The sequence below is a fragment of the Flagellimonas yonaguniensis genome (assembly GCF_029193885.1).
In the GTDB taxonomy this organism is placed as follows: Bacteria; Bacteroidota; Bacteroidia; order Flavobacteriales; family Flavobacteriaceae; genus Flagellimonas; species Flagellimonas yonaguniensis.
The window spans coordinates 680,961-694,722 of record NZ_JARFVB010000001.1 but is presented as its reverse complement, the minus strand read 5'-3'; the positions used below and the strand labels follow the sequence as shown (position 1 = coordinate 694,722).

The following is a 13,762-nucleotide window of genomic DNA, read 5'->3' as shown; positions in this document are numbered from 1 at the left end:
AAAAGTACCGCGGACAATCTTCCTATTAGGTGACTTTTGTCATTGGTTGTTTTTACAACCTTTTCCTTACAATGTTTTTGGGTTGATGGCCAAACTCTTGAACAGCATGGCCTTAGTATAAAAATACTTGTTCTGTATGTCGTTCTGTTTCAGGTAGGCATCAATGAGTTTGCTTTCCCTGGAATTGATCAAGAAGAGGGAGCTCTCCCCAAAACTGAACTTTCGCTCCTCAGCTTGCAACATCGTTGTGTAATCTTTTACGATATTGGCAATCAATTGGTTCTGTTCAGTGAAGGAATCCAGTTCGTTATAAATAGCGATGACCTTGTTCTGTATTTCCACTTGGGCATTGTCCCTTTCGTATTCCGCATCCCTGAGCTTGAACTTCGCCAGTTTTAAATCCCCACGCTCCTTCCGAAGGAATATGGGCATTTGAAAACTCAATCCTGCCTTGTAGTTTTCGGTAACAAAGGAATTCATCAACTCGGGGGTTTCTGTGACAAAATTGTATTCTGCCTTGAGTTTGGGCAGTAGTTTATTCGCTTTTAAACGTTTGTCCACTGTCAACCCTTCAATTTTATAGTCCAAGGACATTAGTTTAGGATGGGTTTCCAAATTGAAACTGTCCAAGGGCACACCCTCTATTTCCAAAGTTGTGTTGATGTCCATCTCTGGTTCCATATTGGGTTGTATGCCTGGTTGAAGCTCCACGGGCACGTCCTCAATCCATAAAAAATTGCTGAGCTCCAGTGACTTTTTCATCAGTTTTACTTTTGCCTGCTGATACCCTAAATCCCTATTCCGAACGGCAATTTTTGCTTCTACGGTATCAATCATTGCAATGTCGCCTGCAAGGGCACTTTCCTTGATTCCCTGAAAACGAATTTCGGCATTATCCAAAAAATCCTTGTACACCTCGGCATCCCTGTATGCTTTTAACCAATCAAAGTAGGCAAGCGAAGCGTTGTACAATACTTGGTTGACCTGTAAATCCTGATTGGCCTTGGTCTGCTCCCTGAACAATTTGGCCTTTCGCAGGGTGGCCATGCGCTCATTGATCCAAAATCCCTGCAAAATGGACATGGACACCCCCGCACTGTAGAGGCCATCTTCGGGCAAGGTTTCATCGGGGTTCAGATAATAGCCTTCATTCTGCTGAAAATTTCCTTTCAATTCAATACCGAACCATGTCGGAATCTTGAAGGTGGCGTTCAGTCGGTCCCAATATTCGGTTCCTTTAAACTCTTTCCTATCGTAATCCACTTCCACTTTAGGATCAAAACCTCCCCGCGCCTTCATCAAGTTGGCCTGACCCATGGCTATGTTCAACTGGGCCTGTTTGGCAACGGGATGGTATTTTTTCACATAACCCAAATACTCTTTAAACCCGAGCACCAAGGAATCTTGCTGTGCGTAAAACAGGTTCACAGAAAAGAAAAAGAGGGTACAAAATAAAAGCAGGCTTCTATTTCTTCGCAGCATTTGCACTGGTGTTTTGGGGTTGATAATAATTCGGTGGGAAACCGTTCAATTGTCGCCACAACTCGAACCAAATTGGAACATCTTCCAATAAAGCCATGGTACTTGCGCCGGAACCTACACGAAGATCTTTGGGCCATGGCGCTTCTTCCTCATCTGGGGCCAACAACACACGATACTTCCCATTGGGACTGATGAACGTTTCAATAGCGACCACTTTACCTCCAAATGTTCCGTAGGAAACATTGGGCCAACCACTGAATACGATAGCGGGCCAACCATCGAACTGGATACGCACTTTTTCGTCCAAATGGATCAATGGAAGATCTATCGGGTCTACATAGGTTTCCACGGCTATATCATAATCCGAGGGCATTATACCTACCAATTGTGCTCCTTCTTTGAAGGTTTCACCTATTCCAGACTTAATGGCCTTTGTAATATATCCATTTTGGGGAGCTCGTATGTAGGTCATATTGCTCCTCATCTCGTAATTGGTGTACTGGTTCTCCAGTTTGGTGACCTGTGCTTCGGAGTCAAACTGATTGGACTGGGCCGAATAGAGGTCGCTCTGCGCTTTGGAAATCTTATCGGTATACGCTGCTTGCACCCTGTTGATCTCCACTTGCGCATTGATGACATCGTTTTTACTGCTCAACAATTTGTTCTCTTGACTTATGAGTTTTGCTTGGGTCTCCTGTAACTTCAACCGCTTTTCTTCTACATCGGTCACGGCCTTCAATCCTTCCTGTTGCAGTTTTTCTGTACGATCATACTGGCGTTCGGCAATTGTGATGTTGGTCTTCGCCGCTTCAAGATCAATACTATCGCTTTTAACCTTTAACTCGGACTGTACCAGTTTGTTTCTGGCCTGTTCCAACTTTAGTCCACGCTCTTGTCGCAGGGCACTTATTTGCTGGGTCAAGGCTTTTACCTTTTCTTGGTATGATGTTACGGACATCGATTTGGCCTTAATTTGCTGTCCGGTGCGTTCTACTAGATCGGGGTCGAAATACTCACTTTTTACCTCTGAGATATGCAGAATAGTATCACCTTTTTCGACATAATCCCCTTCCCTAACAAACCACTTCTCGATACGCCCAGGAATCGGTGATTGGATGGTTTGCGGTCTCTGATCGGGGGTCAAAGTAGTAAGATATCCTCTACCGGAAATGTTCTGGGTCCATGGGAGAAACATCATGAAAAGCACAATGATGGAAAAAGCCGCCAAAAAGCGATTGAATTGCTTATAGTGCCTTTTGTGGAAGACCTTTTTGCCCGCCTCGTAACCTGTAAGGTCTACTTTATCGTTCAATTTATTATTTGAAGAAATATTGAGCATGAACTTTATTTTACGTTGATCAATCTACCTTTTTCCATCCGAATGACTTGATTGCAGCGACTTGTCCATTTTGGGTTTTCACTGACTACCACCAAAGCCCATCCATTGGCTGGGTCGGTCAAGAAATCCATCATCCGTTCTGTGCCCTCCTCATCATATTGCTCCAAGGGATCTTTAAGAATCATGAGTTTAGGTCTTGTCACAATACTTCGGGCCAACACTATTTTTCTGGAAATGAAATCAGGGATTTTTTTCCCTTCGGGATATAGGATGGTTTTCAGACCTTGGGGCTGTTCTTTCACAAATTCTGTAAGACTTACTTTTTCCAAGGCCCAATACACATCTTCCATGGGAATGTCCTTGTTACCAAAAGTGATATTGTCCAGCAGGGTTCCCTCGAATGGATATTCCTCGTTAAGGGAATGCCCCAGATATGATCTGTATTGACTCAATTTCACACCCTGGAGCGATACATTGTTCACGTAGATTTTTCCTTCATCAGGCTCAAGAATGCCCGCCATCATCCGTAAAAGTGTGGATCTTCCCGAACCACTTTTTCCTTGCACCAACAACTTGGTGTCCGGTTTAATAGTGAGCGACAAATGGTCTATGATCTTCTTTTCCAGTCCTGGAACTTTGTAAACGATATCCTCGAGCTCCACAATCAAACCTTCGTCCTCCTTGAATGGCGTCTCCCCGGTTTGGGGTTCCAGTTCCTTATCCACCACCTGACCCATTTTTTCCAAGGAAGTCAAAAGATCATAAACCGTTTCAAGGCCCAAAATCATTTTTTCAACTGAACTGATGACCAATAAAATGATGATTTCAGCAGCTACAAACTGACCTATGTTCATCTGCTGATCCAAGACCAACAGACCGCCAATCAACAACAAGCCTGCTGTAACCAAGACCTTAAAGCCAATCATTTGGATGAATTGCAGTACCAAGACCCTAAAGTGACTTTCCCTAGCCTCCAAATACTCATCGACCAAGGTGTCGTTTTTGTCCAAGGCATGGGAAGTTTTTCCCGAAAGTTTGAAACTGATGATGGAACGGGCAATTTCCTGCACCCAATGTGCCACCTTATATTTGATTTTTGACTCGTCCAGACTGGTATCCAATCCTCTTTGCGCCGTAAACTTGAACACAATGTATATGAGCAAGAGCAGCAATAACCCATAAATAATAAAGAATGGATGATAAAAAGAAAGTAGTAACAAACCAAACACTATCTGCAACAATGCCGCGGGAAAATCGATCAAAATCTTGGACAAGGATTTTTGCACGGTAAGGGTATCAAAAAAGCGGTTGGCCAACTCTGGGGGGTAATAATACCGGAGTTCGCTCATTTTTATTTTTGGAAAACGATAGGCAAACTCAAACGAGGACCTTGTGAAAATTTTCTGTTGGAGGTTCTCAATAATCCGTATCTGCATCAACTGGAGCACACCGACAAACGCTACCCCAAGGGTAACCAATACCACCAAAACAATCCATGATGTACTTACCCTGGCCCCTTGTATAAGATTGATTATGGCCTGTATTCCCAAAGGAAGGGACAGATTGACCAATCCCGCAAAAATGGCGTAGTAGAATATTTGAAAAATGTCTTTTTTATCCAAGGCAAGCAGCCCCATAAGCCGTTGCCATGCTGTAAGTATTGGTTTAGCCATTCTCTTTTTTATTTAGTGTCCGGAATATGAGATCCGTAAAAAATTCCGTAGGGGTAACTTTTTCGTTACAGTTTGTAAGTGTTGGGAAATGTGTTTTTAAAAAATGCTGATGCAATGAACCCTCCAGCACATTGCTGGCCAAGCTTATGGGATAGGCATAGTTTTCGTCCACAGCCGAAATCATATCACTCAAACGGTTGACCAATCTTTTGCAGACGACAAAATAGCCATCCTTGCTTTCTTGGTTGATTTCTTTGACCAAATAGGATTTTGAATATTCATTGATGATGAGCCTATTCAAGACCACTTCGTTCACATGCGTTATGGAACTGTCCTCCTCCACATTTTGAGTAAGAATCTCAACTCCCTTTTCCAATTTTTTCATAGGGTCGGAGATACCATTTGTGGCAAACACCATGCGGTATTCCATCCACCCCCAATACCAAGTGGCCAAATAGAGCAACAGCTTATGTTTATTCTCAAAATAGCGATAAATGGAACTTTCATTGGAATTGATTTCCACACCCAATTTCTTAAATGTGAAACCTTCAAACCCCATTTCATCGATCATCAAGATACTTTGCTCAACAATGTTCTTGCCCAAGGTCGAAGACTCGGGGTCTTTTATATAAAGCTTTTCGTTCACTCCTATTTTAAGGGATTGCATCAATAAATCCATTTTACACCACTTTTAAAACTCAATCTCGCGAATATAAAAGTATTACTATTAAACTGTAACACTTTAACTTTCAATTAACTCTTGTGTTTTTCCCTTATTTTTGATGCAAAACGGATGGTTATGGACAAACACAGATGTGGGTGGTGCGTAGGCGACACCCTTTACGAGGCCTATCACGACGAGGAATGGGGCGTTCCCGTAAAGGACGATGCCACCTTATTCGAATTTTTGATTTTGGAGACCTTCCAGGCAGGCCTGAGCTGGATTACCGTATTAAGAAAACGTGAAAATTTCAGGAAGGCATTTGATCATTTTGACTATAAAAAGATTGCCAACTACGATCAATCCAAGATTAACATGCTCTTGCAAGACCCTGGCATCATCAGAAACAAATTAAAAGTAAACGCTACGGTTTCCAACGCAAAAGCATTTATGGAAATTCAGAAAGAATTTAGCAGCTTTAGCAAATATATTTGGGGCTTTGTGGATAATGAACCCATCAAAAATGAATGGGCAAACTATAAAAATGCTCCGGCCACAACAGCATTATCGGATACCATCAGCAAAGATTTGAAAAAAAGAGGATTCAAGTTTGTGGGAAGCACAGTAATTTACGCCCATATGCAAGCGACGGGCATGGTAAACGATCACGAAGTGAACTGTTTTAGGTACCATGAAGTGTAATCTCATTCTTTTATTGCTTCTTGGCATTGTGCAGATATCCCATGCGCAAAACAAGTACGAGCGGGAATCCCGAATAGACAAAGATGAGTTTCCAAACAAATCCTATTCGCTGATTCAGGATTATTTGGAAGATGCCAAAAGGGTACGTTTTTACCAAGAAACGGACAGCGCCAAAAAAACTTTCGAGGCAAAGTTTAAAAAAGGAAGGTTGCACTACAGCGTGGAGTTCAACAAAAATGGTTCTTTGGAAGATGTGGAATTCAAAATAAAGGAAAGGGACATTCCAAATGATACTTGGGCCTCCATCATGTATTACCTCGAGAAAAATCATGCAAAGCCCCGGGTAAAAAAAATGCAGCAACAATATTCCATTCAAGAGGGGCAGACCACAGAAGAAACCTTACACAATGCTTTTCAAAACCTGATCTTACCTGAAGTAAAGTACGAATTGGTGTTTTCTGCCAAAAAAGACAAAGAGTTCCAAGAATATGAAGCCCTTTTCGACTCAGAAGGGCAACTGATACGTCTTCGCAAATCTTTCCCACCAAGTTATGACCATGTACTCTACTAAGTGGTTTCCATTTTTTTTCCTTTTATTATTGATGGGCAACGTTCACGCCCAAGAAAACCTTACTGGTTATTGGCAACCACAAATTGCCGTCAATTACAGGGTCGCTGGTACGTACTCACACAATTTTTCCGTGGCCAACCGAAATTACATCTATGATGATGAGGAACTTACCTTAAAAGGAAGGCAGTTGGATCTTGCCCACTTTTCCAAACTTAAAATAAGGGACAACCAAAGTATTGCCTTGGGAATCCAGTACAGATTCAGAAGCAATTTTGAGCACAAGGAAAATGAACTGCGACTTACCCAACAGTACAACATTACCCATAAGCCCTTGGCTGTACGTTTTGGACACAGGGTACGAACCGAGGAACGCATTACCAACTCGCTTACCATTCACAGATTTCGTTATCGCTTTGCCATGGACTTCCCTTTAATGGGCGAAGAAGTAGACCTTGGGGAACCCTATTTTGTGGGCAGTTTTGAAAATCTTTTGAGTGTGGCCAAAGACAATGCCCCACAGTATGACACAAGACTTTCTGCACAGATAGGTTGGCAACTAAATGTAGGGGTCAAATTTCAAATGGGAATGGAATATAGAATGGAAGATTATAACTCCAACCTGCCACAAAACATTCTTTTCATATTGACAAGCGTGCAATTATCGTTGTAAGATCTCTAAAAAGTCTTTTCGTGGAATGAGTTCAGCACCCATGCTCTCCAAATGATCGGTATGGACTTGGCAATCGATGATTTTGTATCCTTTTTCCCCAAATTCCCGCGCCATTTCTATGAATGCGAATTTCGATGCATTTGGCCGTAAACTGAACATGCTCTCTCCGCAGAAAACATGGCCCAAATCAACACCGTACAATCCACCTACGAGTTCACCATCTTCCCAAACTTCGAATGACTTCGCATGCCCTTTTTTGTACAAGTTCATATAGGCTGTCTTCATTTCCGGCGTTATCCATGTGCCGTCCTGGCCTTTTCGCTCAATCTGGGCGCAATAGTCCATTACCTGTTCAAAGCACGTGTTCTTGGTTAGGGTAAAAGCACCATCGCGAATCACTTTTCGCATGCTTTTGGAAACCTTGACTTTATTGGGATGTAGAATCATCCGCGGGTCCGGTGCCCACCAAAGAATCAAGGAATCATCATTGAACCAAGGGAAAATGCCATTTTTGTAGGCCAACAACAATCTTTCAGGAGATAAATCGCCCCCTACAGCTAGTAAACCATCTTCACTAGCGGTATCTACAGGAGGAAACTCCAGTTTCTTGTTCAAAAAATGTAAAGGTGTGTGTTGCAATGATAATTTTTCCTAAAAATACAAATCCGGTTTAAAACAAGAAAATCCGAACTTTAAGTTCGGATTTTCTTTGTTAATTCTATTTCTATATGCTGCTCAGCTCAATTAAAAAGGCAAATCATCATGATCTTCCTCGTTAAGGTCGTCCGCAGGCTCAAAAGCTTCCATTGGTGGAACGGGAGGCATATTGTCCGCAGCAGGTTCGGACTGCAGGTTCTCGATTCTCCATCCCTGGATGGAATTAAAATATTTGGTCTCTCCTTGAGGGTTAACCCATTCCCTTCCTCTTAAATTGATGCTGATCTTTACCATTTGCCCTACGCTGTAGTTATTCAGCAAATCGCATTTATCCTGCACAAACTCAACCAATATATGTTGTGGATATTGTTCTTCGGTAGTTACGACCACCTCTCTTTTTCTGAAACCGTTGTTACCGTATGTTTTGGTTTCATCTATCATTTTGATTCTTCCCTGAACTTCCATGCAATGTTAATTTTTGTTGAAAATCAAAAGTACATAAAATGAAATCCAATGGCATCCGTTATTTCAACTAACTATCAACATGTTTTCCAATTACCTATCTTTAAAAAGAATTTGACCGCCAATGAACTTTAGTCCAAAAAGGAAAACTTCCAATATTATAATGCTGATTTCGGCATTCATCATTGTGAGTCTTATTTTATGGAACACCAATAGTTTTTTTAAAAAATTCAAAGAGGAGGAACGCCTTAAAATGGAAATATGGGCCACGGCCCAGTTGGAACTGATTCAATCCTCAGTAGATCAGGAACTGGGCAACCTTACCCTAAAAGTGCTGGGCAACAACACCTCGACCCCCATGATCTTGGTTAACGAAGAGGGATCGTACAAAACCCACAACATTCCCGAAGACAAAGTTGCGGACAGCGCATACATCCAAAAAAAAATCGCGCAGTTCAGGAATGAAAACGACCCCATAGAAATCATACAGGAAGAGGAACTATTGGAAACCTTATACTACGGCAACTCCGAAGTATTGAATAAATTAAAATATTATCCACTGGCACTACTATTGATTATTTTCTTGTTCGGAGCAGTGATCTTCTTTTTCTTCCGTACCAACAAGGCATCGGAACAGAACAAGCTCTGGGCAGGCATGGCCAAGGAAACGGCACATCAAATAGGCACGCCCCTTACCTCTCTTTTGGGATGGAACGAACTGTTGAAATCGGAGAACATCAACCCCGAAGTCACCCAAGAGATCGCAAAGGACATTGACCGTTTGCAAACCATTACAGAGCGCTTTTCAAAAATTGGCTCGGTTCCCGAATTACGGGAACACGATATCGTGGCCGAAACCAAAAAAGCTTACGACTACCTAAAGCAACGCAGTTCCAAATTGGTACATTTTTCCTTTAGCTCCAATGTTGAGGAGGCCCGTGTTCTGATGAACCCTCCCTTGTACAACTGGAGCATTGAAAACCTTGTTAAAAATGGTATCGATGCCATGAAGGGCAAGGGCAACATTGCCATCCAAATTGAAAAAAAGGGACAAAACATCCATATTCTGGTATCGGATACCGGCCACGGCATACACAAAAGTGATTTTCAAAACATTTTCAATCCGGGGGTCACATCCAAACAAAGAGGCTGGGGATTAGGGCTTTCGTTGGTAAAAAGAATCGTTGAGGAGTACCATAAAGGAAAAATTAAAGTATTTTCGTCCAGTAAAGAAGGAACTATCATGCAGATTTCCCTACGAGCACTATAAAATGGAATTATGGCCAAGGAAAAACAACTTGTAATCCAAGAAGCTGATATTACCAACAACTGCCCTAAATGTTTTAATCAGGAACTTAAGATTACGTTTTACCAAAAACACACTTTTAACGCACTGTACCACAGGATCACAGGTGTGGTCACCAATGAAATAAAATGTAAAAAATGCAGATCGATCATTTATCCTGTGGACTGGACACCCGATATTGAGCGGGTTTTTGAATACTACAATAAACTAGTTAAACCGGACAGAACTGCCGTACGGTTTACGATGCTTTTCTTTATTATTCTTGTTTTGATACTATGTTTGGTGGCGGCTGGTGTGTATTTTTACCTAGAAGGCTTTAATTAAGACAGGACCGGATTTGTTCGGCAACACTTTCGAACTCCTCTTTGGTCAATTCTTCCTTATGCTGAAATGTGGCATTGGCCATACTTTGAAGTGGTATAAGATGTACATGCACATGGGGCACTTCCAATCCTATTACCGACATTCCCACACGTTTACAGGGCACAGCCTTTTCTATGGCAAGTCCCACTTTTCTTGAAAAAGCCATCAGTTTTGTATAAGATTCCTCATCAAGGTCCATGATCTTATCCACCTCTTTTTTTGGAACGCACAAGGTATGTCCTTTGGAATTTGGGTTGATGTCCAAAAAAGCATAGTTGTCATCATCCTCTGCAATTTTGTATGAAGGTATGTCCCCATTGATGATTTTAGTGAATATACTGGCCATTTTGATTCGGTTTTAAAATAAAAAATCCCGTTTTTCAACGGGATTAAATATAACCAATTTAGTTACTGTTACTCTCGTGTGATCTCTAAAATTTCAAATTTCAGGGTTCCGTTGGGCACCTTGATCTCAGCCACATCGCCAACTTCTTTTCCCAATAATCCTTTTCCAATGGGGGATGTCACGGAAATCTTACCTGTTTTAAGGTCTGCCTCACTTTCTGCCACCAAGGTATATTTCATTTCCATACCATTGGCCTGATTTTTAAGTTTGACGGTGGAAAGCACCAAGATTTTGGACGTATCCAATTGCGATTCATCAATCAAACGGGCATTGGCCAGGGTTTCCTCCATTTTGGAAATTTTCATTTCCAACAGACCTTGGGCTTCTTTGGCCGCGTCATATTCTGCGTTCTCGGAAAGATCGCCTTTGTCCCTTGCTTCGGCAATGGCCTGGGAGGCTTTGGGGCGCTCCACATCTTTTAAGTGATTCAATTCGTCCCTTAACTTCTTTAATCCTTCGGGTGTATAGTAAGAAACTTTGCTCATATCGTTAATTTTTAATACAAAGGGGCATTGAAGAAAATCAAAAAATTTCCCCAATGTGCTCTTTCGCTACAAATAGAAAAATCCTCAACTATACCAATGACCTGCATGGTATTTTTGCGAGGATTTAACGCAAATATAGGTAAATTTTCATCAACTTTGTCCAAGAAACGTATTCAAACATTGACTATGAAGCACTTCTGGGCCATTGTGATTCTGGCGCTTATTTTGTCTTGCAGCTCGGATACCTCCTATGGAAATCCCTACTTGCCCGACGCCAGTTTTCGATTTGAGCTTAATTTGAACCTTCCGTTATATAACGACCTACAATACCCTTTGAATCCAATTTATGTGGGGAATACCGGTGTAGGCACTCGCGGGGCGTTTGTCATCAATACCGGATCGGGTTTTATGGCTTGGGAAGCCAGTTGTCCCAATCACGCCCCCAACAATTGTTCCACCATGTCGATTGATGGGCAAAATGTGGTCTGTAGTTGCGAAGACTATACCTATGAACTTACTACTGGACAGTTATGGAATACGCCAGATGATGGAAATAGATATTATGGCCTTCTTCCTTATAGGGCCACCCAAAGCGGGAACTCTGTTATAATTTCCAATTGATACATCAAGGGTCCTGCGATTAACACAGAACCCTTATCTGAGTATCATCAAAAATTAACTGTTGCCCCTATCAAAAAATTGATTCCAGCTTGCGGGTAGTATCCAGCACCTTCGATTGTCGTAATGGTTCCTGGATTGGAATAATCATCATCAAAGGTGTAGAAATATCCGTTGGAGACAATGTCCGAATCAAAAATGTTATTTACCAGACCTGATAATTCAATACTCTTTATAAAAGAGTTCATATTGATGGTGTACTGAATATTGAAATCAGTCTGTGTATAACTATCCAAAACGGAAGTCTCGGAATCGATGTTCCCCATATATTGTTTACCCACAAATTTGGACAGCAACGACACTTGAAAGTTGGCATTGGGCATATAGGAAATGATATTGCCAGCAATCAATTCTGGTGAATAGGCTATGTTTGTATTCCCCAAATCTTGAAGGATCCCGTCCCTTTCAAAATAGAAATCAAGATTTTTGTTATCGCTCAAGGCGATATTTGGTCTCCATCGGAACGAATTTGAAATGTCGATATTCGCTTCGATTTCGAGACCCAATCGGTAACTGTCCCCTACATTGGATCGTAGCGGAGCACCCACATCGTTCAATTCCCCTGTCAAGACCAACTGATCTTTATAGCGCATGTAATACACATTGGTATTCAACTGAAAACTCGGGGAAACATATCGCCATCCCAATTCAAAATCGTTGAGCTTTTCAGGTTTTGGGCTTCCACTTTCGTAATCGTTGCGATTAGGTTCCCTGTTGGCCCTTGCATATGAGAAATAAAAATTGTTGTTGCGGTTCAAATCAAACGTGACCCCAGCTTTTGGGTTAAAAAAGTTGAATGAATCATCCACCAGACCTGTATCATTACCGTTGGCCTCGTAGGTAACGCCACGGTATTGCACATCCCCAAATAGAGACCATTGGTCAGTCAACTTATAATTGGCCTTGGTGTATACGTTGAAATCCGTTTTGGTGGAGGTATCATCATAATATCTGTCCCTGATTTCGCTGTTGCTGGCATACTCGGCCCAGATAATCTCACCGAAATGATCTCCTTTGTACTCGTTATAACCACCTCCCATAATCAGTTCCAAGTTGTCGCTGTTATACGTTGCTGAAAAAATGGTTCCGTAAAAATCATTGTCCAACCATCTGCGGCGTATCAAATCTGTGGTCTCCACCAAATCACCATTTACCGTGATAGGCTCCAGACCATAGGTTGCAAAATCGTCATCCTCCCTATATTGCTCAAAGAAGCCTCGACCAGGGGTGTAGTGCACCGCCAAATGGGTATCCCAATCGGAACTCCAGGTTTCGTACCAGTGCAATTGAAAGTGGTCTTGCTTGTAATCGTCGACCTCATTATCGTAGTATTGGGTATTGCCATTATTACCGGTATACTCTCCTGCGGAATTATATGTACGGTTATCTTCCAATTGGTCTGCTGTAATTCCGTTCCACGCTTGATAGGTAACTTCGTGCCCGCCAAAAAGCAAAGCTTTGATCAAAGTATTGTCATCATTGTAAACACCTTGGAGGAAATAGCCATCCAATTCTGAAGCTGCCCTGTCCACATAACCATCTGAAGTAACCCGTGACAATCGTCCAGAAAATTCAAAATGGTCATTCATCAATCCTGTACTGAACTTCACATTGTTCCTCAAGGTATTGAAGCTTCCCACGGAAGATGAAATTCGAGCATAAGCTTCTTTTGAAAAGGCATCCGTGAGCATGTTCAAACTTGCCCCGAAGGCTCCCGCACCATTGGTGGAAGTTCCCACACCACGCTGCAACTGCAAACTTTGTGTGGAGGAAGCAAAATCGGGCATGTTCACCCAAAAAGTTCCCTGTGATTCAGCGTCGTTGTAGGGAACACCGTTGATGGTCACATTTACCCTTGTGGCATCGCTACCACGAACTCGAATGCTCGTGTAACCTACACCGGCACCAGCATCTGAGGTCGTGACCACAGCTGGCATAAAGTTCATCAAGATGGGTACGTCCTGTCCCAAGTTACGCGGGGCCAGTTCCACTTTGTCCAAATCGGAAAAAGTAATGGGGAAATCTTTGGTTACCCTAACGGCCTGTACCAATACTTCATCCAACACCACTTTTTTCCCCTCAAGACTGTCAATGATTTCCTCTTGGGCACTGGCGGTCAACACAAAGCCAAAAAGAGCCATTGTGGCACATGCCTTTTTAATGTAATTCCGATGGTTGTTTTGCGTCGGTCGCAATGAGCCGGAAAAGGCTCTTTTTTGAATAATTGAATAGAGTTTCATTCGTAAAAATGTTACGAATAAAAGGGGTCATTATTCTTTGTTAATAATTGATTGTTGTTTCTAAAAG

The 13,762-nt window shown here is 42.1% G+C and carries 15 protein-coding genes; 6 read left to right on the top strand and 9 right to left on the bottom strand.

Annotated features, from left to right (window positions below):
* Positions 1–66: 66 nt before the first annotated feature.
* Genes PY092_RS03140 through PY092_RS03125 form a run of 4 tightly spaced genes read right to left on the bottom strand, consistent with a single transcriptional unit; the run spans position 67 to position 5,173 of the window.
* Complete coding sequence (locus PY092_RS03140) at positions 67–1,482, bottom strand: TolC family protein (RefSeq protein WP_275614397.1); 1,416 nt, start codon at positions 1,480–1,482, stop codon at positions 67–69.
* Positions 1,466–2,821, bottom strand: a complete 1,356-nt coding sequence (locus PY092_RS03135; RefSeq protein ID WP_275614396.1) for an HlyD family secretion protein — start codon at positions 2,819–2,821, stop codon at positions 1,466–1,468. Before PY092_RS03135 ends, PY092_RS03140 begins: the two co-directional genes overlap by 17 nt.
* 5 nt (positions 2,822–2,826) lie before the next feature.
* Positions 2,827–4,494 carry a peptidase domain-containing ABC transporter gene (locus PY092_RS03130; RefSeq protein ID WP_275614395.1) on the bottom strand — a complete coding sequence of 556 codons (1,668 nt, stop codon included), beginning with the start codon at positions 4,492–4,494 and terminating at the stop codon, positions 2,827–2,829.
* Positions 4,487–5,173 (bottom strand): TetR/AcrR family transcriptional regulator, encoded by a 687-nt coding sequence (locus tag PY092_RS03125; protein WP_275614394.1) that lies wholly within the window; start codon positions 5,171–5,173, stop codon positions 4,487–4,489. The genes PY092_RS03130 and PY092_RS03125 overlap by 8 nt, the downstream gene beginning before the upstream one ends.
* 120 nt (positions 5,174–5,293) lie before the next feature.
* Here PY092_RS03125 and PY092_RS03120 point away from each other — a divergent pair, with 120 nt between their 5' ends.
* Genes PY092_RS03120 through PY092_RS03110 form a run of 3 tightly spaced genes read left to right on the top strand, consistent with a single transcriptional unit; the run spans position 5,294 to position 7,098 of the window.
* Positions 5,294–5,857, top strand: a complete 564-nt coding sequence (locus PY092_RS03120) for a DNA-3-methyladenine glycosylase I (protein WP_275614393.1) — start codon at positions 5,294–5,296, stop codon at positions 5,855–5,857.
* Positions 5,847–6,428: a hypothetical protein gene (locus PY092_RS03115; protein ID WP_275614392.1), complete on the top strand. Its 582-nt coding sequence runs from the start codon at positions 5,847–5,849 to the stop codon at positions 6,426–6,428. The genes PY092_RS03120 and PY092_RS03115 overlap by 11 nt, the downstream gene beginning before the upstream one ends.
* A complete protein-coding gene (locus tag PY092_RS03110) occupies positions 6,415–7,098 on the top strand; it encodes a DUF2490 domain-containing protein (protein ID WP_275614391.1) in 684 nt (227 codons plus the stop codon). Before PY092_RS03115 ends, PY092_RS03110 begins: the two co-directional genes overlap by 14 nt.
* Here PY092_RS03110 and aat read toward each other — a convergent pair.
* Positions 7,087–7,713 carry a leucyl/phenylalanyl-tRNA--protein transferase gene (aat, locus tag PY092_RS03105; protein WP_275614390.1) on the bottom strand — a complete coding sequence of 209 codons (627 nt, stop codon included), beginning with the start codon at positions 7,711–7,713 and terminating at the stop codon, positions 7,087–7,089. The two genes, PY092_RS03110 and aat, sit on opposite strands and share 12 nt — an antisense overlap.
* Before the next feature lie 129 nt (positions 7,714–7,842).
* Complete coding sequence (locus PY092_RS03100; RefSeq protein WP_275614389.1) at positions 7,843–8,220, bottom strand: DUF3127 domain-containing protein; 378 nt, start codon at positions 8,218–8,220, stop codon at positions 7,843–7,845.
* Positions 8,221–8,341: 121 nt separating this feature from the next.
* On the opposite strand from PY092_RS03100, the gene PY092_RS03095 reads away from it, so the two are divergent.
* Entirely contained in the window at positions 8,342–9,487 is a 1,146-nt protein-coding gene (locus tag PY092_RS03095; RefSeq protein ID WP_275614388.1) for a sensor histidine kinase, read from the top strand.
* A 9-nt stretch (positions 9,488–9,496) separates the two neighbouring features.
* The gene (locus PY092_RS03090; RefSeq protein ID WP_275614387.1) at positions 9,497–9,847 is read left to right on the top strand and encodes a hypothetical protein; all 351 of its coding nucleotides are present in this window, start codon (positions 9,497–9,499) and stop codon (positions 9,845–9,847) included.
* Here PY092_RS03090 and PY092_RS03085 read toward each other — a convergent pair.
* The gene (locus PY092_RS03085; RefSeq protein ID WP_275614386.1) at positions 9,840–10,232 is read right to left on the bottom strand and encodes an HIT family protein; all 393 of its coding nucleotides are present in this window, start codon (positions 10,230–10,232) and stop codon (positions 9,840–9,842) included. The two genes, PY092_RS03090 and PY092_RS03085, sit on opposite strands and share 8 nt — an antisense overlap.
* A 68-nt stretch (positions 10,233–10,300) precedes the next feature.
* On the bottom strand, positions 10,301–10,777 hold the full coding sequence (gene greA, locus PY092_RS03080) for a transcription elongation factor GreA (protein WP_275614385.1): 477 nt from the start codon (positions 10,775–10,777) through the stop codon (positions 10,301–10,303).
* Positions 10,778–10,963: 186 nt separating this feature from the next.
* Here greA and PY092_RS03075 point away from each other — a divergent pair, with 186 nt between their 5' ends.
* Positions 10,964–11,398 (top strand): Rieske (2Fe-2S) protein, encoded by a 435-nt coding sequence (locus tag PY092_RS03075; RefSeq protein ID WP_275614384.1) that lies wholly within the window; start codon positions 10,964–10,966, stop codon positions 11,396–11,398.
* A 47-nt stretch (positions 11,399–11,445) separates the two neighbouring features.
* Here the strand turns inward: PY092_RS03075 and PY092_RS03070 are convergent, their stop codons facing one another.
* Positions 11,446–13,695, bottom strand: a complete 2,250-nt coding sequence (locus PY092_RS03070) for a TonB-dependent receptor (protein WP_275614383.1) — start codon at positions 13,693–13,695, stop codon at positions 11,446–11,448.
* Positions 13,696–13,762 lie beyond the last annotated feature (67 nt).

What these genes read in the sequence shown, in the direction of transcription:
- PY092_RS03140 (WP_275614397.1), bottom strand. Translation starts at nt 1,482, where the DNA reads ATGCTGCGAAGAAATAGAAGCCTGCTTTTATTTTGTACCCTCTTTTTC.
- PY092_RS03135 (WP_275614396.1), bottom strand. Translation starts at nt 2,821, where the DNA reads ATGCTCAATATTTCTTCAAATAATAAATTGAACGATAAAGTAGACCTT.
- PY092_RS03130 (WP_275614395.1), bottom strand. Translation starts at nt 4,494, where the DNA reads ATGGCTAAACCAATACTTACAGCATGGCAACGGCTTATGGGGCTGCTT.
- PY092_RS03125 (WP_275614394.1), bottom strand. Translation starts at nt 5,173, where the DNA reads ATGGATTTATTGATGCAATCCCTTAAAATAGGAGTGAACGAAAAGCTT.
- PY092_RS03120 (WP_275614393.1), top strand. Translation starts at nt 5,294, where the DNA reads ATGGACAAACACAGATGTGGGTGGTGCGTAGGCGACACCCTTTACGAG.
- PY092_RS03115 (WP_275614392.1), top strand. Translation starts at nt 5,847, where the DNA reads ATGAAGTGTAATCTCATTCTTTTATTGCTTCTTGGCATTGTGCAGATA.
- PY092_RS03110 (WP_275614391.1), top strand. Translation starts at nt 6,415, where the DNA reads ATGTACTCTACTAAGTGGTTTCCATTTTTTTTCCTTTTATTATTGATG.
- PY092_RS03100 (WP_275614389.1), bottom strand. Translation starts at nt 8,220, where the DNA reads ATGGAAGTTCAGGGAAGAATCAAAATGATAGATGAAACCAAAACATAC.
- PY092_RS03095 (WP_275614388.1), top strand. Translation starts at nt 8,342, where the DNA reads ATGAACTTTAGTCCAAAAAGGAAAACTTCCAATATTATAATGCTGATT.
- PY092_RS03090 (WP_275614387.1), top strand. Translation starts at nt 9,497, where the DNA reads ATGGCCAAGGAAAAACAACTTGTAATCCAAGAAGCTGATATTACCAAC.
- PY092_RS03085 (WP_275614386.1), bottom strand. Translation starts at nt 10,232, where the DNA reads ATGGCCAGTATATTCACTAAAATCATCAATGGGGACATACCTTCATAC.
- greA (WP_275614385.1), bottom strand. Translation starts at nt 10,777, where the DNA reads ATGAGCAAAGTTTCTTACTATACACCCGAAGGATTAAAGAAGTTAAGG.
- PY092_RS03075 (WP_275614384.1), top strand. Translation starts at nt 10,964, where the DNA reads ATGAAGCACTTCTGGGCCATTGTGATTCTGGCGCTTATTTTGTCTTGC.
- PY092_RS03070 (WP_275614383.1), bottom strand. Translation starts at nt 13,695, where the DNA reads ATGAAACTCTATTCAATTATTCAAAAAAGAGCCTTTTCCGGCTCATTG.